The sequence below is a fragment of the Sinorhizobium chiapasense genome, from assembly GCF_036488675.1.
In the GTDB taxonomy this organism is placed as follows: domain Bacteria; phylum Pseudomonadota; class Alphaproteobacteria; order Rhizobiales; family Rhizobiaceae; genus Sinorhizobium; species Sinorhizobium chiapasense.
Map to the genome: position 1 here is coordinate 3,372,436 of NZ_CP133148.1, position 21,213 is coordinate 3,393,648.

The 21,213-nt window shown below is 62.7% G+C and carries 17 protein-coding genes; 9 read left to right on the forward strand and 8 right to left on the reverse strand.

Going from position 1 to position 21,213, the window contains the following annotated elements; translation table 11 throughout:
• Positions 1-19: 19 nt before the first annotated feature.
• Positions 20-1,072, reverse strand: a complete 1,053-nt coding sequence (locus RB548_RS16220; RefSeq protein ID WP_331372275.1) for a sugar phosphate isomerase/epimerase family protein — start codon at positions 1,070-1,072, stop codon at positions 20-22.
• Positions 1,073-1,330: 258 nt separating this feature from the next.
• Entirely contained in the window at positions 1,331-2,641 is a 1,311-nt protein-coding gene (gene xylA, locus RB548_RS16225) for a xylose isomerase (RefSeq protein ID WP_331372276.1), read from the reverse strand.
• A gap of 134 nt (positions 2,642-2,775) precedes the next feature.
• On the opposite strand from xylA, the gene RB548_RS16230 reads away from it, so the two are divergent.
• Positions 2,776-3,135: a nuclear transport factor 2 family protein gene (locus RB548_RS16230; RefSeq protein ID WP_331372277.1), complete on the forward strand. Its 360-nt coding sequence runs from the start codon at positions 2,776-2,778 to the stop codon at positions 3,133-3,135.
• A gap of 26 nt (positions 3,136-3,161) precedes the next feature.
• Here RB548_RS16230 and xylB read toward each other — a convergent pair whose 3' ends face one another.
• From xylB to RB548_RS16255, 5 genes are all read right to left on the reverse strand, one after another.
• Positions 3,162-4,616 (reverse strand): xylulokinase, encoded by a 1,455-nt coding sequence (xylB, locus tag RB548_RS16235; protein ID WP_331372278.1) that lies wholly within the window; start codon positions 4,614-4,616, stop codon positions 3,162-3,164.
• A gap of 10 nt (positions 4,617-4,626) precedes the next feature.
• On the reverse strand, positions 4,627-5,664 hold the full coding sequence (locus RB548_RS16240) for a LacI family DNA-binding transcriptional regulator (RefSeq protein WP_331372279.1): 1,038 nt from the start codon (positions 5,662-5,664) through the stop codon (positions 4,627-4,629).
• Between the two features lie 104 nt (positions 5,665-5,768).
• Positions 5,769-6,890, reverse strand: coding sequence for a metallophosphoesterase (locus RB548_RS16245; RefSeq protein ID WP_408642377.1), 1,122 nt, complete (start codon positions 6,888-6,890; stop codon positions 5,769-5,771).
• A 121-nt stretch (positions 6,891-7,011) separates the two neighbouring features.
• On the reverse strand, positions 7,012-8,601 hold the full coding sequence (locus RB548_RS16250) for a DHA2 family efflux MFS transporter permease subunit (protein ID WP_331372280.1): 1,590 nt from the start codon (positions 8,599-8,601) through the stop codon (positions 7,012-7,014).
• 28 nt (positions 8,602-8,629) lie between these two features.
• Positions 8,630-9,844, reverse strand: a complete 1,215-nt coding sequence (locus tag RB548_RS16255; protein ID WP_331372281.1) for an HlyD family secretion protein — start codon at positions 9,842-9,844, stop codon at positions 8,630-8,632.
• A gap of 244 nt (positions 9,845-10,088) precedes the next feature.
• Between RB548_RS16255 and RB548_RS16260 the strand changes: the two genes are divergently transcribed.
• From RB548_RS16260 to lysS, 5 genes are all read left to right on the forward strand, one after another.
• Positions 10,089-10,784 (forward strand): TetR/AcrR family transcriptional regulator, encoded by a 696-nt coding sequence (locus tag RB548_RS16260; protein WP_331372282.1) that lies wholly within the window; start codon positions 10,089-10,091, stop codon positions 10,782-10,784.
• A 190-nt stretch (positions 10,785-10,974) separates the two neighbouring features.
• On the forward strand, positions 10,975-11,814 hold the full coding sequence (locus RB548_RS16265; RefSeq protein ID WP_331372283.1) for an AraC family transcriptional regulator: 840 nt from the start codon (positions 10,975-10,977) through the stop codon (positions 11,812-11,814).
• A gap of 219 nt (positions 11,815-12,033) precedes the next feature.
• Complete coding sequence (locus tag RB548_RS16270) at positions 12,034-12,789, forward strand: TerC family protein (RefSeq protein WP_331372284.1); 756 nt, start codon at positions 12,034-12,036, stop codon at positions 12,787-12,789.
• Positions 12,790-13,316: 527 nt separating this feature from the next.
• Complete coding sequence (gltX, locus tag RB548_RS16275) at positions 13,317-14,774, forward strand: glutamate--tRNA ligase (protein WP_331372285.1); 1,458 nt, start codon at positions 13,317-13,319, stop codon at positions 14,772-14,774.
• Positions 14,775-14,784: 10 nt separating this feature from the next.
• A complete protein-coding gene (gene lysS, locus RB548_RS16280; protein WP_331372286.1) occupies positions 14,785-16,281 on the forward strand; it encodes a lysine--tRNA ligase in 1,497 nt (498 codons plus the stop codon).
• A 78-nt stretch (positions 16,282-16,359) separates the two neighbouring features.
• On the opposite strand, the gene RB548_RS16285 is transcribed toward lysS, so the two are convergent.
• Positions 16,360-16,986 carry a hypothetical protein gene (locus RB548_RS16285; RefSeq protein WP_331372287.1) on the reverse strand — a complete coding sequence of 209 codons (627 nt, stop codon included), beginning with the start codon at positions 16,984-16,986 and terminating at the stop codon, positions 16,360-16,362.
• A 450-nt stretch (positions 16,987-17,436) separates the two neighbouring features.
• Here RB548_RS16285 and RB548_RS16290 point away from each other — a divergent pair, with 450 nt between their 5' ends.
• The 3 genes from RB548_RS16290 to RB548_RS16300 all read left to right on the forward strand — a co-directional run bounded on the left by RB548_RS16290 (position 17,437) and on the right by RB548_RS16300 (position 21,105).
• The gene (locus tag RB548_RS16290; protein WP_331372288.1) at positions 17,437-18,390 is read left to right on the forward strand and encodes a nucleoside hydrolase; all 954 of its coding nucleotides are present in this window, start codon (positions 17,437-17,439) and stop codon (positions 18,388-18,390) included.
• 79 nt (positions 18,391-18,469) lie between these two features.
• Positions 18,470-19,480, forward strand: a complete 1,011-nt coding sequence (locus tag RB548_RS16295; RefSeq protein WP_331372289.1) for a ligase-associated DNA damage response exonuclease — start codon at positions 18,470-18,472, stop codon at positions 19,478-19,480.
• Positions 19,481-19,485: 5 nt separating this feature from the next.
• A complete protein-coding gene (locus RB548_RS16300) occupies positions 19,486-21,105 on the forward strand; it encodes a cisplatin damage response ATP-dependent DNA ligase (protein WP_331372290.1) in 1,620 nt (539 codons plus the stop codon).
• Positions 21,106-21,213: the final 108 nt, after the last annotated feature.

Below are 21,213 nucleotides of genomic sequence, written 5' to 3' on the forward strand. Positions count from 1 at the left end.
GCAGGCGACTAGTGCCTGCCTAGATTCCCAACATCCGCCGGTTAGCCGCCTCGTCCGTTCCGCTGTCGGCGAAATCGTCGAAGGCCTTCTCGGTGACGCGGATGATGTGGTGCTTGACGAAGTCGGCGCCTTCGCGTGCGCCGTCTTCCGGATGCTTCAGGCAACACTCCCACTCGACGACCGCCCAGCCGGCGAAATCATTGGCGGCCATCTTCGAGAAAACTGCGCCGAAATCGACCTGGCCGTCACCGAGCGAGCGGAAACGGCCGGCGCGGTTCACCCAGCCCTGGTAGCCGCCATAGACGCCCTGCCGGCCGGTCGGATTGAATTCCGCGTCCTTGACGTGGAACATCCGGATGCGGTCCTTGTAGATGTCGATATTGTCGAGGTAGTCCAGGCATTGCAGCACGTAGTGCGACGGATCGTAGAGCATGCAGGCGCGGGCGTGGTTGCCGGTGCGTTCCAGGAACATCTCGTAGGTGATGCCGTCGTGCAGGTCTTCGCCCGGGTGGATCTCGTAGCAGACGTCGACACCGCAATCCTCGGCATGATCGAGGATCGGCTTCCATCGCCGGGCAAGCTCGTCGAAGGCTGTCTCCACGAGCCCCGCCGGACGCTGCGGCCAGGGATAGACGAAGGGCCAGGCGAGCGCCCCGGAGAAGCTCGCCATTGCATTCAAACCGAGATTGCGGGACGCCGTCAGCGCCATCTTCACCTGCTCGACCGCCCATTGCTGGCGCGCCTTCGGATTGCCGCGCACTTCCGGCGCGCCGAAACCGTCGAAAGCCTCGTCATAGGCCGGATGCACGGCGACGAGTTGGCCCTGCAGATGGGTCGAAAGCTCGGTGATCTCGACGCCGTTGTCGCGCGCTCTTCCGGCGACCTCGTCGCAGTAGGTCTTGGACTCGGCAGCCTTCTTCAGGTCGAACAGCCGCCCATCCCAGCTCGGAATCTGCACCCCCTTGTAGCCGCAGTCGGCCGCCCATTTGGTGATCGAGTCCCAGGAATTGAACGGAGCCGTGTCACCGGCGAACTGCGCAAGAAAAAGCCCTGGGCCCTTGATGGTCTTCATCCCGATTTTCCTCCCTGGATCACGATTCCGGCCAGCATGGCCGGTTGCTGGAAAAGGTGCACCTGCACCCTAATTTTCGCGATAGCTGATAGACCTGAAACGTTGCAGGAGGCAGAAGCTAGCAGATTTTTCGCGAGGGGCAATCCCGCTTCTACCTGTCATGCAAGCCAGATTTTCGGTTCCCGCCAAAGCGCGTGGTGATGTATTCGAGTGAGCGGACGGGTGCCCCGGAACAGGAGCGCCCATCCCTCGCAGCGATTAAACGTAGCGGTTGACCACGTTCTCCAAGAGTTCCTGCTTGCCGGATTTCGGTTGCGGATTGAGGTCGGCCTTGCGCACCCAGGCCTCGATCTCGTCGAGCGAGAAGCCGCCGTCGAGCATCTTCTTCGCCTCCGGCACGGTCCAGCCGGCATAGCGCTTTTCGAGCGGCGCGGAGAGCGCCTTGTCCTCGATCATCTTCGCCGCCGCCTTGAGACCGCGCGCGCAGCAATCCATGCCGCCGATATGGCCGATCAAGAGGTCTTCCGGATCGATCGACTGACGCCGGAGTTTCGCGTCGAAATTGGTGCCGCCCGTCTTGAAGCCGCCGCCCGCGAGCACGTGGTAATAGGCGAGCGCCATTTCCGGAACGTTGTTCGGGAACTGGTCGGTGTCCCAGCCGGACTGGTAGTCGTTGCGGTTCATGTCGATCGAACCGAAGATGCCGAGCGCATTGGCAAGCGCCAGCTCGTGCTCGAAGGAGTGACCGGCGAGGATCGCATGGCCCTGCTCGATGTTGACCTTCACCTCTTTCTCGAGACCGTACTTCTTGAGGAAGCCGTAGACGGTCGCGACGTCGAAGTCGTACTGGTGCTTGGTCGGCTCCTGCGGCTTCGGCTCGATCAGGATCGTACCCTTGAAACCGATCTTGTGTTTGTACTCGACCACCAGATTGACGAAACGGCCGAGCTGGTCGAGTTCACGCTTGAGATCGGTGTTGAGCAGGGTCTCGTAGCCCTCGCGTCCGCCCCAGAGGACATAATTCTCGCCGCCGAGCTTCTGCGTCGCGTCGATGCAGGTCTTCACCGTTGCTGCGGCAAAGGCGAAAACGTCCGGATCCGGATTGGTCGCCGCCCCCGACATGTAGCGCCGGTTCGAGAAGAGGTTCGCCGTGCCCCAGAGCAGCTTGACGCCGGTCTCGGCCTGCTTCTTCGCGAAATAGTCGACGATCTCGTTGAGATTGCCGGTATTCTCCGCGAAGTTCCGGCCCTCCGGGCGCACGTCCGCATCGTGGAAGCAGTAGAACGGCACGCCGAGGAGCTGGAAGAATTCGAACGCCACGTCGGCCTTCAGCTTCGCGGCATCCATCGTGTCCTTGAACCAGGGACGCTCGAAGGTCTGGCCGCCGAAGGGATCGCCGCCCGGCCAGACGAAGGTGTGCCAATAGGCGACGGCAAAGCGAAGGTGATCCTCCATCCGCTTGCCGAGAACGATTTCGTCCGGGTTATAGTGACGGAAGGCGAGCGGGTTTGTGCTCTCCGGTCCCTCATATTTGATCTTGGCGATATCGCCGAAAAATCCCGTGCTCACGGTCTTGCTCCTCTCATGGATGATGGGTTGCCGGCGCCAAGCGGCAGCCGGCCATTACGTGGAAGGTAATTGGTTTCATTCCCTCGTTCGCCGACAGTCGGCACATCGAAACGCAAACCGAAAGGAAAATTCCGATGCACGACCTCGAACACATTGCCGAAGCCTATATCGCCGCCTGGAACGAGACCGATGCCGCAAAGCGCGGCGCGCTTGTCGAAAGGGCGTTCACGCCGGAGATCGGCTACCGCGACCCGGTCATGCAGGGCGATGGCCACGAGGCGATCAACACGCTGATTGCCGGCGTGCAACATCAGTTCCCCGGCTTCCGCTTCGCCCTCAAGGGCAAGCCGGACGGGTTCTCCGACATGATCCGCTTTTCCTGGACGCTCGGGCCGAACGGAACCTCGGTCATCGAGGGCACGGATTTCGGCCTCATCGAGGATGGCCGGTTGAAACAGGTGACCGGCTTCCTCGACAAGATCCCGGCGCAATAAGCGACGGTCGGATGCGCCGCGGCCGATCATAGCGTTGCATCCCTGATCGCCGGATAGAGGCGACGATAACGCTGATAGGCATCCTCATAGGCCGAAACCAGCGACGCGTCCGGCGCGATGGTTTCGGCCGTTGCCGGTGCGAAACAGGTTGCAACAGGATCGGCGCCGGTCGCCGCGATCAGGCCGAGCCGCGCCGCGCCGAAGGCGGCGCCAAAATCGCCGTCCGCCGGCAGATCGACCGGCAGGTTCAGCGCCGTGGCGATCGACTTCAGCCAGTAGCGTGAGCGCGATCCGCCGCCGATCGCGGTCACGTGGCTGAGCGTCGTGCCGGCCGCGCGGAGCGCCTCCAGGCTGTCGCGGATCGCAAAGGAAACCCCTTCGAGCACCGCCTGCGTCAGCACCGCACGCGAGCTTTCGTGACCGAGTCCCGTAAAGGCGCCGCGGATCGCCGCATCGTTGTGGGGCGTGCGCTCGCCGGAAAGATAGGGAAGGAAAGTGACGGAACCAGGCGCCTTGAGGACGTCACCGAGTTCGCCGGCAAGCTCTGCGGCACTCCTGCCGGTGACGCCCGAATGCCAGTTGAGCGCATCGGTCGCCGAGAGGATGACGCCCATCTGGTGCCAGGTATTCGGGAGCGCATGGCAGAAGGCATGGACTGCGCTTTCGGGATTGGGGAGGTAGCTTGCATTGGCGGCGAAGAGCACGCCGGAGGTGCCGAGCGACACGAAGGCCTGCCCCTCGGTAACCGTGCCCATGCCACAGGCAGAGGCCGCGTTGTCGCCCGCGCCGCCGGCAACGACAGCGCCAACGCCCATGCCCCAGCGGCTCGCGAGTTCCGGCCTGAGCGTGCCGGCGCTCTCCGTGCCTTCGACGAGGTCCGGCATCTGCCGTTCGTCGAGATGGGTCGCCGCAAGCAGGCTCTCCGACCACTTGCGCTTGCCCGTGTCGAGCCAGGATGTGCCGGCGGAATCGGACATTTCCGAAATGTGCTCGCCGGTCAGCCACAGGCGGAGATAGTCCTTGGGAAGCAGGACCCAGCGCACCTTGGCGAAAATTTCCGGCTCGTTCTCGCGCACCCAGGCGAGCTTCGGCGCGGTGAATCCGGGAAAAACGATATTACCGGTCAGCTGACGGAACTGCGGATCGCTGTCGAGGGCTGCTGCCTCGCGGAAACTGCGGGTATCGTTCCACAGAATGCAGGGACGAAGCACGGCGTCATTCTCGTCGAGCAGCGTCGCGCCGTGCATCTGGCCGGAGAGACCGATGCCGCGGACGGCGGCAAGCGCGTCCGGATGCGCCGTCTTGAGGCCGGCGATCGCCTCCTCCGTGGCGCGGACCCAGTCGGCCGGATCCTGTTCCGACCAGCCGGGATGCGGCCGCGAAACGTCGAGCGCTCCGGATGCCGAGCCGATGATCTTCTGCTCACCATCGATCAGCGTTGCCTTGACGCCGGACGTGCCGAGATCCAGTCCGAGATACATGGGGGTCCTCCTATGCCTGCTCGCTCGGCAGGTTGTCCTTCAGGAAAATGTCGATGCGGATGCGTTCCTGCGCCTCGATCACGGCGAGCCCATCGGCCCTGGCTTTGAGAACGCGGATCGCGCTTCTCACCTCGTGCCCGGCATCCTGGTTAAGCACGGCGTCGATCGTGCCGGAACGAAGCGCGCTGCGGCTATGCGGCGTCAACTCGTGGGCGATCGCGCAGATCGCCTTGCTCTTGCCGGTCTTCTCGAGCGCGGCGACGAGACCGCGATTGCCGGCGCCGAGGCTGTAGATACCGGCCAGGTTCGGCTCGCGCTCGACGAGCGCGTGCACCAGTTTTTCGACGAGTACTGGATCGTCCTGCCCTTCGATCACGGGAAGAATCGGGCGCGCCGGAAATTCCTCGGCCATGACGGCGCTAAAGCCCTCCAGGCGGTCGCAATGGTCGCGTACCAGCATCGAGCCGGCCAGCACGGCGATCGGACCTGCGCGGCCACCCGTAAAACGGCCCAACAGCGTACCGGCTGTGCGTCCCGCCGCAATGTTGTCGACGCCGGCAAAATGATCGCGTTCCGATCCCGGCAGGTCCGACACAAGCGTCACGACCGCGATGCCGTCGCGCCGCAGCTGCCTCACGGCCTCGGCCACTTCCGGGGCGTCGACGGCGACGACGGCCACCCCGGCCGGCCGGCGCTGATGGGCGTCCGACAGCGCCTGCACGAGGGCCTGCGTGTCAAAGGCCGGAACGGGAAGAATGGTGATCTGCGTTCGCTCGGAAGCGGAACGCGCCATTGCGGCACGCACCTCGCCCTCGAGTCCGCGCATGAACGAATTATCGCCCGCCGGCAGGATGAAGACGAACGGGTAGTTGCGACCTTTGGCGAGGTTGGCGGCGGCGACATCGCGCACATAGCCGAGCGTGGCAATCGCGCGCTCGACCTTGTCACGTGTGACGCTCCTGACGCCTGGGCGATTGTTGAGAACCCGGTCGACGGTCGCCAGGCTGACGCCCGCCTTCGCGGCGATATCGTGAACCGTTGGTCGCATCCCTTCCTCCCCGGGGAACCCCTTAGAGGAATTTTTGATGTACGTAAATCAAAATTGTCGCCAACGCGGACGAAACCGGATCCGCCATCTTCCGGCGAGGCGTTTCAGGAGAAGCGCTTGCTGAAGGCGTGGGTGAAAACGATGCGGCCGGCCTCGCCCTGAGCTTCGCCGAAAGCGACGTCCATGAAGGCGTCGGTGATGCGAACGACGGCAAAGCCGCCGAGATAGGCCGCCTTCGGCTTGAAGAGATCGAGCCTGCCGGCGCGGTAGGCCATGACCCGGTCATGTTCATGCCCGTGGAAAAGACCGACGACATTGCAATCTTTCAGCGCGTCAAGCAACGCCTGCCGCTGCTCGGGGCTCCACCAGTGGGGCTTCCCGTCCCCCTGATCGTCGAAGGTCTCCGCCGTTGTGTCCCAGACCTCCGTTGAAAACGCATCCCAGCCATAATGCTGGAACAGCACGACCGGCCGGCCGTCGGCGGCGTAATACGCAAGGTCCCCTTTGAGCCAGCCAAGGCCGCTCACCGCGCCCTTGCTCTCGTCGCCGCCGAAGCGCTGCAATTGGACAAGATGCAGGCCGCCCCAGTCCCAGGAATAGCTGTCCGACAACGGATCGTAGTTCGTCACCGGCACCGGCGGCTTGTGGAATACCGTCTGGCGGTGCGTAAACTCGACATAATCGCGCAGTTCCCGGCGGTACCAGTCGCCATTCGGTGGGGGACCGTCCTGATCGAGATCATGGTTTCCGAGCCCGACATAGACGGGAAAGTGAATGTGTTGCGGGCCTGGACGTTGCTCGTATCGGCTCTGGAACTGCTGCAACTGCCGTCCCTCGCGCGGCTGGCGAACCTGACCGCCGCCATCGTCTGTGATGTCGCCGCCGAGAACAAGGCCGAGCGGGCGCCCGATTTTCTGCCCCGCACCGGCGAGGCCGCTTGGGTCCCCATCGATCGTCGCAGGCCAGTGCTGCGCGGAAATGGCGTTGAGCGCCGCGACATGGCGCAAGAGGCTGGCGTCGGTCTTGCCCTCTGCCTCGCAATTCGGCGCCAGCCCTTCGGCGGAAACGATGCAGGCGTGAATGTCGTTGGAGAAAAGAAAAGTGGCATCGACCGGAGGCCACGCGTTGGCAGCACGGACGCGACCGGCGAGGATCGACACACCTGCGCCCGCAGCCGTCGCGAGAAAGGTCCGTCGGGACAGGCCGCAGCAATCCGGATTGCTCACGTTGGACACCTCCCGCAGCGAAGTCCGCCTCCGGCACGAACGGAACTGGCTCACCCATCGGCTTCAGCCGCCATGGAGTGTGCAGCAGGCGGCGCGGCACGTAAAGCGTGCCGCATTTTCGTCAGTGACCGCTGCCGCCGGGACCGGCGCCGTGCGGCTTGCTGATCATCATGACGCCAATGATCAGCGACAGGAACAGCGCCGTCAAAATCACGAAGACGTCGATAAAGGACAGGATCACCGCCTGCTTCTGAACCATCGCCGCCAGTTGCTTGACCGCGATCGTCGTTCCGTCGAGGCCGTGAGCGGTGAAACTCGAGGCCATGTTCCGGAGCCGCTCGACCGCCTCCGAGTTGCCCCACTGGATGTGCTCGGCAAGCCGGGCATAGTGGAAATCCTGGCGCTGCGTCAGGATGGAATTGATGACCGCAAGGCCGACCGCACCGCCGAGGTTGCGCGTCAGATTATAGAGGCCGGACGCGTTACGGATACGGGCGGGCGGCAGCGTGCCGAGCGCGATGTTGTTGATCGGCACCATGCAGAGCATCAGCGAGCAGCCGCGCAGGATCTGCGGCACGAGCAGTTCCCAGAAGTCCCAGTCGGCGGTCAATTGGCTCATCGTCCACGTGCCGGCCGCAAAGCCGGCAAAGCCGACGGTCATCAGCACCCGCGGATCCAGCCGCCCGGAGAGGAAGCCGGCGACCGGCGCCGTGACGAACATGGCGAGACCCGAGACGAACATGGTCTCGCCGATCATCAGCGAATCGTAACCGCGTATGCTCCCGAGATAGAGCGGGTAGAGATAGGTGAGGCCGTAGAGCCCGATGCCCATGACGAAGGAGAAGAGCGAACCGAAGGCGAAGTTGCGATTGGTGAAGGCCCTGAGATCGACCACCGGGAACTCGACCTTGAAGGCGCGATAGAAGAACACGGCGGCAGCAAGCGCTGCGGCAACCGCGCCGATGACGATGTGGTCGTCATTGAACCAGTCGTTGGCGTTCCCCTCCTCCAGCACATATTCGAGCGAGCCGAGGAAGACCGCCATGGAGGCGAGTCCCCACCAGTCGAACTTCTTCATCAGCCCGAGTTCGGGCTTGTCGAAGTCGATGAAGGTCCAGGTGAGCGTCGCGACGATGATGCCTGGGATGACATTGACGAGAAACAGCCAGTGCCAGGAGAAGGCGTGGCTCAGATAGCCGCCGACCGTCGGGCCGATGGTCGGCGCGAGCGTTGCGATGAGGCCGATGATCGGCGAGACGACGTTGCGCTTCGACGGCGGGAAGATCGTGAAGGCGGCGGCGAAGACCGACGGGATCATGCCGCCGCCGATAAAGCCCTGGATCGCCCGGTAGATGATCATCTGGTCGATATTGGTGGCGGTCGCAGCAAGTGCGCTCGACGCCGTGAAGCCGGCCGCGGCGACGGAAAACAGCACCCGCGTCGAGACGATGCGGGCGAGCGTGCCCGACAAAGGGATCATGATGACTTCGGCGATGAGATAGGCGGTCTGCACCCAGCCGATCTCGTCCGATCCGGCCGAAAGGCCGGCCTGGATTTCGGCGAGCGAGGCCGACACGATCTGAATGTCGAGGATCGCCATGAACATGCCGACCACCATCGCAAAGAAGGCGATCAGCCGTCTCGGGTCCATATGCTCCTCGGCTCTGGGCGCGGTTACCGCGACCGAACCTGCCGTTGCCGTTGCGGCCATCTACGCCACTCCTCGTCCGCTACGCGGCTTACTTTGCTGCAGCCACTTTCGACTGATCGGGCGCCGTGCGGGTATCGACGTCGACGACGACGCTCAAGCCCGCGCGCAAATGCCCTTCGGCCAGAACGTCGGCCGGCAGCTTTATGCGCACCGGAACGCGCTGGATGACCTTGGTGAAGTTGCCGGTCGCATTTTCCGCCGGCAGCAGTGAGAAGACCGAGCCGGAGGCCGGCGAGATCGAGGCGACAGTACCTTCGATCGGGTGGTCCTCATAGGCATCGACATGGATCTGGACCTTGGAGCCCGGCACCAGATGCGCGATCTGTGTTTCCTTGAAATTGGCATCGATATAGAGCTGGTCCACCGGAACGAGGGCCGCGAGACGCTGTCCGGCGGAAACGAGATCGCCGACCTGAACCGCGACATTGCCGACGACGCCGTCATAGGGTGCCTTGAGCACCGTGAAGCCCAGGTCACGATTGGCCTTGTCGCGCGCAAGCTCCAGCGAGCGGATCGTGCTTTCCGCCTCGGTACGCTGCGCCTCGAGGACGGTGATATTTGCCTTGGCCGCGGCGATATTGGCCTCGGCACCGACGAGATTTGCGCGCGCCTGATCGAGTGCGACATCGGCATTGTCGCGCGAGGCAACGGTTCCGACGGCCTTGGACTGGAGGTCGCTGGCGCGCTTCTGGGTCAGCTCGGCGCCGCGGACGGTCGCCTCAAGGGCTGTCTTCTGGGCTTCGGCCTGGCTGAGGCTCGCCTTTGCCCCGGCGATCTGCGCATCGAAGCGGCTGAGCGCCAGCTTCTGCGTGGCGATCTGCGCCTCGGCCTGCTCGGCAGCGATGCGATAATCGCCGTCGTCGAGCGTAACCAGTGGATCACCCGCCTTCACATGCTGGTTGGCGATCACGTCGACCTTGGCGACATAGCCGGATACCTTCGGCGAGATGGTCGCGATGTCACCCTCGATATAGGCGTCATCGGTCGAAACCATGAAACGCCCGTTCGTCCACCAGTCATAGCCGTACCAGGCAGCGGCAGCGAGCAGCGCCAGCCCCAGGACCGGCAGCACCAGCTTGCGGCGTTTTTTCTGGGGCGCGGCAACGTCAGCGGCCGGGCGCTCCGCGACCGACGGGGCCTCGCTTTGAGGCGCGGTGACCTCGGCCTGCGGATTATCCACGACTTCAAAATCATCGCCGACGGAACGGACACGGGCAGCGCTGGAGGTGCTGGTAGCGGACATATGACACCGGTTTTTGTTGAGATTGAACTGAACCGTTCGGTTCGATTGAGCTTGACATAGTGCCTTTTGCGTCGCATATCAAGCGGCAATCGAACTGGCCGGTTCGATTATTTGCTCAAAGGGCAAAGAAAAGTGTGAGGGCTCCTCCCCGCCCCTTGTCTTTACTGGAATCGGCCGTGTTTATGGTTTTGGATAAATTCATCCAGGATCATTCTGATGTGAGGAGTGGAAACGTCCGGCAGCCATGACGTCAGCGAAAAGCCTAGAGCAGGAAAAATCCCTGCAGGATCGAGAACAGCACCCTTCGAGCGGTGGGCGGCACGCTGCCGGCGAAGATCCGGCCAAACGCGAGCAAATCCTTGAAGGCGCGAAACGCGTTTTCATGAGGAGCAACTTCGACGCTGCCAGCATGAACGATATCACCCGCGAGGCCGGCGTTTCGAAGGGCACGCTCTACGTCTATTTCGAAAACAAAGAGGACCTGTTCGAGGCGCTTATCGCGCGCGAGCGCAGCCGCATCGTGGATAGCGTCAAGCAGTTGCTGAACGACAACGCGCCGCTCGAAGACGCGCTTCATGATTTCGGCGTAACGCTGGTGACGAGCATGACGTCAGACTACACGATCCGAGCCATGCGCACCGTGCTCAGCGTGATCGATCGGATGCCGCGGCTGGCGCAGCGGTTTTTCACGGCAACACCGGAGAACGGCTACACGGTCCTGAAAACTTACCTCGACCAGCAAGTAGAGGCTGGCACGCTGTCGATCGATGACACGGAATTAGCCGCGAAGCAGTTCATCGAACTGTCCTCGGCCGGAATCTTCAAGGGCCGCCTCTTCGGTATGTGCGAGGCACCCTCGGCCGACCGGATCGAGAAGAACGTGAGATCGGCCATCCGTGTATTCCTGGCCGCCTATGGTCGGAACTCGAACGCCGGCTGAAGCCCGGGTCAGCGCGCCGCGCGTCTTATCAGACACACAAAAGACGCTGTCTTCGCGCTCATTATCTGTCAATCCAGCAATTGCGATCAAACGCACCCGCCTGTGAGGCCGTAAGAGGTGCATGCACTATTACGGTGCTGCAGCGCCTTTGCGCCTCTCACAAGACGCACGGCGCTGTAAGGGAGTGAGCATGAGCGCCATCGGCAGGGCGATCTGGTTCATCGAGAGCCATTTCGCCGAGGACATATCGCTCGAAGAGATCGCCGAGGCCGCAGGCCTCTCGCGCTACCATCTGTCACGCGTGTTCGGGCTTTCGACCGGTCGGTCGATCAGCGCCTACATCCGCGGCCGGCGCTTGAGCGGCGCCGCACTGGCCCTCGCCGATGGCACATCCGGCATTCTCGAAGTGGCCCTCGATGCGGGCTACGGCTCGCATGAGGCCTTCACCCGTGCCTTTCGCGAACAGTTCGGCGTGACACCCGAGTCCGTCCGCAAGCAGGGGCACATCCGCAATGTCGAACTGATGGAGCCGATCAGGATGGACGACGCACGTACCTTGAAGATCGAACCGCCCCGTTTCGAGGAGAGCACCGGACTTCTCCTCGCCGGTCTCGCTGAAACCTATGCCTACAATCGCACCGAAGGCATCCCGTCGCTCTGGCAGCGCTTCAACGCCCATTTCGGCAATGTGCCCGGCCAGCGTGGGAATGTCGCCTATGGCGTATGCACCCAGTCGGACGGCGAGGCCGGGCGCTTTCGTTACATGGCCTCGGTAGAAGTCGACGATACAGACGGGTTGCCGGACAGCTTCACCGTTTTGAAGTTGCCAAGGCAACGCTATGCCGTGTTCCTCCACAAAGGACACATATCGGCGATCACCACGACCGCCCACTACATTTTCGGGTCATGGTTTCCGCAGTCCGGGCTGGAGCACGGCCAGCTTCCGGACCTGATAGAGAAATACGACGAGCGCTTCGATCCTCGTACGGGAATGGGCGTCGTCGAAATTTGGGTGCCGATAAAACAGTAAACGGTAAAACGCAGCCGCGAAAAGGCAGCGGCGCTTGCCACTGCGGCGATGGTCCTTAAATACTCTGGCGAATCCCGGGCGACGACGCGCCCAGGAGCGGGGCGAGGAAAACTGTGCGCGGTTTTCCTCGCCCCGCTCCAATTTGTCAGAACCGGTCATGTTGATTGATTTGGTCGTTTCGACCAAGATCGCCGTGATCAAGGAGAGGAAAAATCGCCGATGCAGGAAATCCTGGCGCTCGCCCAAAGCCTCGAGGCTTGGGTCGCTCTGATCACGCTCATTGTCATGGAGGTCGTGCTCGGCATCGACAACTTGATCTTCATTTCAATTCTCACGAACAAGCTTCCCCCCGAACACCGCGTCAGCGCGCGCCGCGTCGGCATCAGCCTTGCACTGATCATGCGGCTGGCGCTGCTCGGTACGATTGCCTGGATCGTGCAACTGACCCAGCCGGTTTTCGAGGCCTTCGGCCACCCCTTCTCCTGGAAGGACATGATCCTGCTTGGCGGTGGTCTTTTTCTCGTGTGGAAGGCGACCAAGGAGATCCACCACAATGTCGATCCGAGCGATCATGGGGAGGACTTCATCGCGACTTCGGCGATCAACAGCTTTGCCGCAGCGATCGGCCAGATCTTGCTGCTCGACCTCGTCTTCTCGGTCGACAGCATCATCACCGCCGTCGGCATGACCCCGCATCTGCCGATCATGGTAGCAGCCGTCATCGTCGCGGTGACCGTCATGCTGCTTGCGGCGACGCCGCTTGCCAACTTCATCGAAAGAAACCCGACGATCGTGATGCTGGCTCTTGCCTTCCTGCTGATGATCGGCACAACGCTGATGGCCGAGGGCATGGGCTTCCACGTTCCGAAGGGCTACGTCTACGCGGCCATGGCGTTCTCAGCCCTCGTCGAGATGCTGAACATGATGGCGCGTAACGCCCGGCTGCGAAAGCAGCAGGCCAAGAAGCTGCACTAATCCAGGAGAAGCGTGTAATAGCCGCGCGCGAAATGCCAAATGAAGAGGCCTGCATTCGGCGAATGCAGGCCTCTTTGACTGCGGGAGACAAGTGAGGATACGAACCGGACGGGTTGGGAGTTCGACTACCGTTTTCGTTGGTTACGGGAGGAAACCGGAAAAATTCCCGCATTCTCCACTTCCGTCGCGTCCGGTTGACACGGTCCGCGTCCTCGATGAATAAACGCCTGACGGCCGCGAACGTTCCAACAAAATCACTGCGACATGCCGGACGGTTCATCGGCCTAAACCGGCGCTTTCTTTTCTCCGGCACCGTCTCGTCATAACCGCGCCAAGGGGAAATGGCCTTGTCCACTTTCCGTTGACATGCGGGGCTTTCTATGGTCTCACGCCAGCCGACTGGAATTGCCCGCCGATACCGCTGGTGCGGCACCCTTGTGGGCCTTTCCTTCCCATAAAATGCGCGCCCATACGCCGGAAATGCACTCCGGCAAGGGCCCAAAAGCACGTCGAAACGGGCACAGACCATGGCAGATTCAGCAGTCCGGGTGCGCATTGCACCCTCTCCTACCGGCGAACCGCATGTCGGCACAGCCTATATTGCGCTGTTCAACTATCTCTTTGCAAAGAAGCACGGCGGCGAGTTCATCCTGCGCATCGAGGACACAGACGCGACGCGCTCGACGCCGGAGTTCGAACAGAAGGTGCTCGACGCGCTGAAATGGTGTGGGCTGAAGTGGTCCGAAGGTCCCGATATCGGTGGCCCGTACGGGCCCTATCGCCAGAGCGACCGCAAGGACATCTACAAGCCCTACGTCGAGAAGATCGTCGATAATGGCCACGGCTTCCGCTGCTTCTGCACGCCCGAACGGCTGGAGCAGATGCGCGAGGCGCAGCGCGCCGCCGGCAAGCCACCGAAGTATGACGGCCTGTGCCTTAGCCTCTCGGCCGAGGAGGTAACCACTCGCGTCGCCGCCGGCGAGCCGCATGTCGTGCGCATGAAGATCCCGACTGAAGGCTCGTGCAAGTTCCACGACGGCGTCTATGGCGACGTCGAGATTCCGTGGGACGCCGTCGACATGCAGGTCCTGCTCAAGGCCGACGGCATGCCGACCTACCACATGGCGAACGTCGTCGACGACCACCTGATGAAGATCACCCATGTCGCGCGCGGCGAGGAGTGGTTGGCTTCGGTGCCGAAGCACATCCTGATCTATCGGTATCTCGGCCTTGAGCCGCCGAAATTCATGCACCTGTCGCTGATGCGCAATGCCGACAAGTCGAAGCTGTCGAAGCGCAAGAACCCGACTTCGATCTCCTACTACACGGCGCTCGGCTACCTGCCGGAAGCGCTGATGAACTTCCTCGGCCTCTTCTTCATCCAGATCGCCGAGGGCGAAGAACTCCTCTCGATGGACGAACTGGCGGAGAAGTTCGATCCCGAAAACCTCTCCAAGGCCGGCGCGATCTTCGATATCCAGAAGCTCGACTGGCTGAACGCGCGCTGGATCCGCGAAAAGCTCTCCGAGGAAGACTTCGCCGCACGGATCTTCGCCTGGGCGGCGGAAAACGATCGCCTCAAGGAGGGCCTGAAGCTCGCCCAGTCGCGCATTTCGAAGCTCGGCGAACTGCCCGACCTCACCGCCTTCCTGTTTAAGTCGGATCTCGGCCTGCAGCCAGCGGCTTTTGCCGGCGTGAAGGCCTCGCCGGAAGAACTGCTCGAGATCCTCAATACCGTTCAGCCGGATCTTGAAAAGATCCTCGAATGGAACAAGGAATCGATCGAAGCGGAACTGCGCGCGGTCGCCGAGCGCATGGGCAAGAAGCTGAAGGCCATCGTCGCGCCGCTCTTCGTCGCCGTGTCGGGCTCGCAGCGCTCGCTGCCGCTGTTCGATTCGATGGAACTGCTCGGCCGCGCGGTCGTGCGCCAGCGCCTGAAGGTCGCCGCCCAGGTGGTCGCGTCGATGGCGGGCAGCGGAAAGTAAGGACAGGACCATGAACGAGAAGACAGCAACGGCCAGCCTTTCCTCCGACGCTACCGAAGTACGCGCACAGAAGCTGAAGCTGCTGCGCGAGCAGATCGGCGATGTCTATCCGGCGCATTTCCACCGGACGATGACCAACGCGGAACTCGCGGCGAAATATGAGGGCCTGGAGCCGGACACGGAAACGCAGGACGTCGTGACCGTCGCCGGCCGCGTCTTTTCCTCGCGCAACTCCGGCATGTTCATGGATATCCATGACGCTTCCGGCAAGATCCAGATTTTCTCGCACAAGGACACGACGCCGGAAGAGGCGCGGGCGCTGCTGCCGATGATCGACATCGGCGATATCATCGGCGTTACGGGCGTTGTCCGCCGCACCAAGCGCGGCGAGCTGACGATCAACGCGCATGCAATCACGATGCTGACCAAGTCGCTGCTGCCGATGCCGGAGAAGTGGCATGGCCTCTCGGACATCGAGCTGCGCTACCGCAAGCGCCATCTCGACATCATGACCAACGAGGAGTCGAAGCTCCGCTTCCGGCAGCGCAGCCGCATCGTATCGGGCATCCGCCGCTTCATGGAGAATGACGGCTTCATGGAAGTCGAGACGCCGATGCTGCATTCGGTCTACGGCGGCGCAACCGCCGAGCCCTTCAAGACGCATCACAACACGCTGAAGCTCGACATGTATCTGCGCATCGCGCCGGAACTGTACCTGAAGCGTACGCTGGTCTCGGGGCTGACCGATAAGGTCTTCGAGATCAACCGCAACTTCCGCAACGAAGGCGTCTCCACCCGGCATAATCCGGAATTCACGATGATGGAGTGCTACTGGGCCTATGCCGACTACGAGGACATCATGGACCTCGTCGAGCGGCTGTTCGCCGAACTGGCGATCTCGATCCACGGCACGACGGAATTCACCTACGGCGACAAGGAGATCTCTTTCAAGGGTCCGTTCCGCCGAGTACCAATGCCGGACGCCGTCAAAGAGGTGACCGGCATCGACTTCCTGGCGATGAAGACCGACGAGGAAGCGCGCGCCGCGACCGGGGCCTCCGGCTTCGAGGTCGAGAAGGACTGGACCTGGGGTGAATGCCTCGCCTTCGTCTTCGAGGAGAAGGTCGAACCGACGTTGATCCAGCCGGCCCACGTCACGCATTTCCCGAAGGACATCTCGCCCTTCGCCAAGGAGGTTCCGGGCGAGCCTCGCCTCGTCGAGCGTTTCGAGACCTATTGCAACACCTGGGAACTCGGCAACGCCTTCTCGGAACTCAACGATCCGGAAGAGCAGCGCGCCCGCATGGTCGAGCAGCTCTGGCAGGCACACGCGCGCGGCGAACTGGAAAAGCAGCTCGACGACGAATTCCTCGATGCGATCGACCAGGGCATGCCGCCGGCCGGCGGCCTCGGCATCGGCGTCGACCGGCTGATCATGCTTCTGACCAATGCACCGTCGATCCGCGACGTTATCCTGTTCCCGGCCCGACGCCACAAGGCCGATTAGACAGCAAAAGAACCCTCAACACGCGCAAAGCCCGCCTCTCATCCGGCGGGCTTTTTGCTTCTGTCCCGAAGGATTGCCTTAATGACCGGCCGGCGCCTCGGCAGCTCCGTCGGCCTCCGCGCCTTCCGCTGCCGCCGCAGACGGATCGATGCAAAGCGAACGATCTTCCATGGCGCTCATCAGGGCGCGCACCTCGTCAAGCTCGAGCCGAACGGTCTTGCCGTGGAACATGCCGGAGGCGCTCGCGGCCCCGTCGTTGTAGGAAGCGCGGAACGGCTCTTCCATCCCCCTGACACTCTGGGGGCCGGGAGCAAAAAGAACCTCGGCACCGATGGCGCCGCCGCGCACCGCAGCGCGCTCCTCCGGTCCCGCCGCGTCGAGCACGACGACCTGGTAGAGGTCGGCCTTCTCCTTGTGCGATAGCGCACCGACCACACGCAGCGCCGTCCTGACGCGATCCGGTCCGCTCGCCCTGTCGGTCTTTACATGCATCCTGACCCAGCGCTGGCCTTTATGATCGAGCTTCAGCGTCCGGATCGTCGTACATTCGAGCCCGGATGGCGACGGCTCGGCGAGACGGGACATAAGTCTGTCGCGACCGACATAGACGGCGGCACCACCGGATGCCGCCGAAACACTGAGCGCGGCGGACAGGATGACCACCAGCCTTTTGGAAGGACCCAATCTGCCGAAAATAGCCTTCACCCGCGGCTCCGCTGTCGTCTTCAAAATTGCAAAGAAAAGCCCGCAGGCCGTTGCCACGATAGGTCAACGACCTTTCGGAAAGTTTAAATCCGTTCAGCCGGATGCTCCGCGGCGGCCGTTGATGGCGACCGATCGCACGCAGGCCTTGCTCTCGCGCCGGCCTCAACTAAAAGGGATGCCGCAAATACTTCCGTTGCGAGGGGACTGGCCGGATCATGGCGCGTGTTGGAATAGTTGGAGCAGGCATCGTCGGTTGTGCATCGGTGGTCCATCCCATAGCCGAGGGTCGCGAGATGGCCGTTTTTCGAGAAGGCGCTTTCCGCGATCACCGGTCGTGGTCGCGAACTGCTCTCGACGGGCAAAAGCGTTGATTTGATACCTTTCGCCGCTTTTCAATAGGGCGGCGTTCTCACCTTCCTCATCCCACCTCCAAAAAGAAAAGAAGAACACATGCACAAGGTTGTTTTCGATACGGATCCCGGCGTCGACGACGCGATGGCGCTTCTCTTCCTGCACCGCCACCCGGATATCGATCTCATCGGCATAACTTCCGTTTTCGGCAATGCCTCGGTCGAGACGACGACGCGCAACGCGCTCTTCCTGAAACAGGCGTGGAACATCGCGGCGCCGGTCGCCAGGGGGCTTGGCGAGACCTTTAATCACGGCCGCCCGCATGTCGGCTGGCCGACTGGCATCCATGGCGACGACGGGCTCGGCAATATCGACGTGCCGGAAAAGATCGACCTGCCGCTCGACCCCCGTCCGGCACATCGTTTCATCATAGACACGGTGCGCGCCAATCCCGGCGAGGTGACGCTCATCGCCGTAGGACGGATGACCAATCTGGCGCTGGCGCTGCGCGACGATCCGGAAGTCGCCGCGCTGGTCAAGGACGTCGTGATCATGGGCGGCGCCTTCGACGTTCCCGGCAACATCACGCCGGCGGCGGAAGCCAACATCCACGGCGACCCGGAAGCAGCCGACGTGGTGATGACGGCGCCCTGGCCCGTCACAGTCATCGGCCTCGACGTGACCACCCGGACGGTGATGACGCGGGCCATGCTGGTCGATATCGCCGAGCGCGGCGGAGCGCCGGCAAAGCTTCTCTCCGACATCTCGCAGTTCTACATCACCTTTTACGAACAGCACGTCGAAGACGGCATGATCGTCCATGACAGCTGCGCCTGCGCCTATGTCGTTGCGCCGGAATTGTTCCGCACCCGCAGCGGCTCCGTCCGTGTCATCTGCGGTGGCATCGCCGACGGGCAGACGATCCAGAAGCCGGATGCGCGCCTGTTCCCGCCGAGCCCGTGGGACGGGCTTCCGAGCCAGAAGGTCTGCACCGGCATCGATGCCGAGGGCGTGCTTAAACTGATCGCCGATACGCTCTCGCTAAGCCATTAACGCGCGACTCGGGCGCGGACGGCGAAAATCTTGTCCCGCATAGCTGGCAGACGCGCATCTGCCGGCTATCTTTGTCTGCATGAGACCAGACAACCTGCTCTATCCAGCCCCCAAGGGACTCTACTGCGAGAAAGGCGACTTCTACATCGACCCGGTTCAACCGGTCGAACGGGCGCTCATCACGCACGGCCATGCCGATCATGCCCGCGCGGGACACGCCCTTGTTCTCGCGACGCGTGAGACGCTGGACATTATGCGCATCCGCTACGGCGATGGCTTTTGCGGTGCAAGCCAAATCGCCCCCTTCGGCGAAACGATCACCGTCAATGGTGTGACCGTCCGTTTTCATCCGGCCGGCCATGTGCTCGGCTCGGCGCAGATCGCCGTCGAAGCGGATGGAACGCGGATCGTCGTCTCCGGCGACTACAAACGGCAGCCGGACCGGACCTGCCGGGCTTTCGAGCCGGTCCGCTGCGACGTCTTCATCACCGAGGCAACCTTCGGCCTCCCGGTCTTTCATCACCCCGACGACAGCGCCGAGATCGCTCGGCTGCTGATGTCGCTAAGGCAGTTTCCCGAGCGCGCTCACATGGTCGGTGCCTATGCGCTCGGCAAGGCGCAGAGGGTCATCGCCCTCCTGCGTCAGCACGGCTATGACGAGCCGATCCACATCCACGGGGCGCTCGCGAAACTGTGTGAGTACTACCAGAGCGAGGGCATCGATCTTGGCGAAATCCGCCCGGCGACGCTGACCGGCGAGAGCCGGCAGGATTTCGCCGGCGCCATCGTTATCGGCCCGCCCTCCGCCTTTGCCGACCGCTGGGCGCGGCGCTTCGCCGATCCCCTCGCCGTCTTCGCCTCCGGCTGGATGCTGATCCGCCAGCGCGCCAAGCAACGCGGCGTCGAACTGCCCCTCGTCATTTCCGATCACTGCGACTGGGCGGAACTCACGGCAACGATACGCGAGATCGCGCCCGCCGAGGTCTGGGTGACGCATGGCCGCGAAGAGGCCCTGGTGCGCTGGTGCGAATTGCAGGGCATTCCGGCGCGTCCCCTTCACCTCGTCGGCTACGACGACGAGGGAGAGTGAGAGCCATGAAGGCCTTCGCCGAATTGCTCGATCGGCTGGTTCTGACGCCGCAGCGAAATGCCAAGATCCGCTTGCTTGCGGACTATTTTCGCGAGGCCGGCGACCCGAGCCGCGGCTACGCCCTTGCCGCGATCGCCGGTACGCTGACCCTCAATACGGTCAAGCCGCAACTGATCCGCGACCTCTTGCTCGAGCGCATGGACGACGTGCTGTTTCGCTATTCCTATGACTATGTCGGGGACCTCGCGGAAACCGTCTCGCTGGTCTGGGAGCCGCCACAGAAGCGAGTCGTCGCGGATATTTCGCTCGGAGACGTGGTCGAGCGGCTGCAGGTGGCCGGCCGGTCCGAGGTGCGATCGCTGGTCCGCGACATGCTCGATCAACTCGACACGTCGGGCCGCTTCGCGTTTCTGAAGCTCGTGACCGGGGGCCTCAGGATAGGCGTTTCGGCACGGCTGGCAAAACAGGCGCTGGCGGAAATGGGCGGCAAAGACGTCAGCGAGATAGAAACCCTCTGGCACGGTCTGACGCCGCCCTATCTGCCGCTTTTTCTCTGGCTCAGCGGCGAAGCGGACATGCCGGTCCTTAAGACGCCGGCGGTCTTCCATGCCGTCATGCTCGCCACACCGGTCGGCGAAGGCGATCTCGAAGGACTGGATCCGGCCGACTTCGCCGCCGAGTGGAAATGGGACGGGATTCGCGTTCAGCTCGCGAATATCGGCGGCGTCCGACGGCTCTATTCACGCAGCGGCGACGAGATTTCCGGCGCCTTCCCGGAAATCCTCGACGCGGCCGACTTTGCCGGCGTCATCGACGGCGAACTGCTGGTGGGTGGGACGGCCCGCAGCAACCAGGCGACCGGCACTTTCGCCGACTTGCAGCAGCGCCTCAACCGTAAGACGGTCAGCCGCAAGATGCTCGAGGATTACCCCGCTTTCATTCGCGGCTACGACATCCTCTTTTCGGACGAACGGGACATCCGGAACGAACCTTTCCAGGCCCGTCGCCAGGCCCTCGGTACCGTGATCGACGCGGCATCGCCGCAGCATTTCGACCTGTCGCCGCTCGTCCCTTTCTCGACCTGGGAGGAACTCGATCGGCTTCGTTCGAACCCGCCGGACCCGGTCATCGAAGGCGTCATGCTCAAGCGACTGGACTCTCCTTATGTCGCCGGCCGGGCGAAGGGACCCTGGTTCAAATGGAAGCGGGAGCCTTTCAATATCGACGCGGTGCTGATGTATGCGCAACGCGGCCACGGCAAACGGTCGAGCTACTATTCGGACTTCACCTTCGGCGTCTGGACGGAAAGCGACGGGCAAACCGTCCTGGTCCCGGTCGGCAAGGCCTATTTCGGCTTCACCGATGCCGAACTCGAAATTCTCGACCGTTTCGTCCGCGACAATACGGTCGAGCGCTTCGGTCCGGTGCGGGCGGTGCGCGCCGAGCCCGATGCCGGCTTCGTCCTCGAGGTCGCTTTCGAAGGCCTGAACCGTTCCAGCCGGCACAAGTCGGGCGTCGCGATGCGCTTTCCGCGCATCGCCCGCCTGAGGGCGGATAAACTGCCGCGCGACGCCGACAGGCTCGAAACATTGCAGGCGATGATCGAGACGAAGGCACCGCGATAACGAACAACGAGTCTTCGCAAGACGCAAGAATCGACCGATGCAAGGCAAGAATTGTTAAGAAGAATTTGTAATCATTCCGCAGATCTTCGCCGTATGCACCGTTCTGGG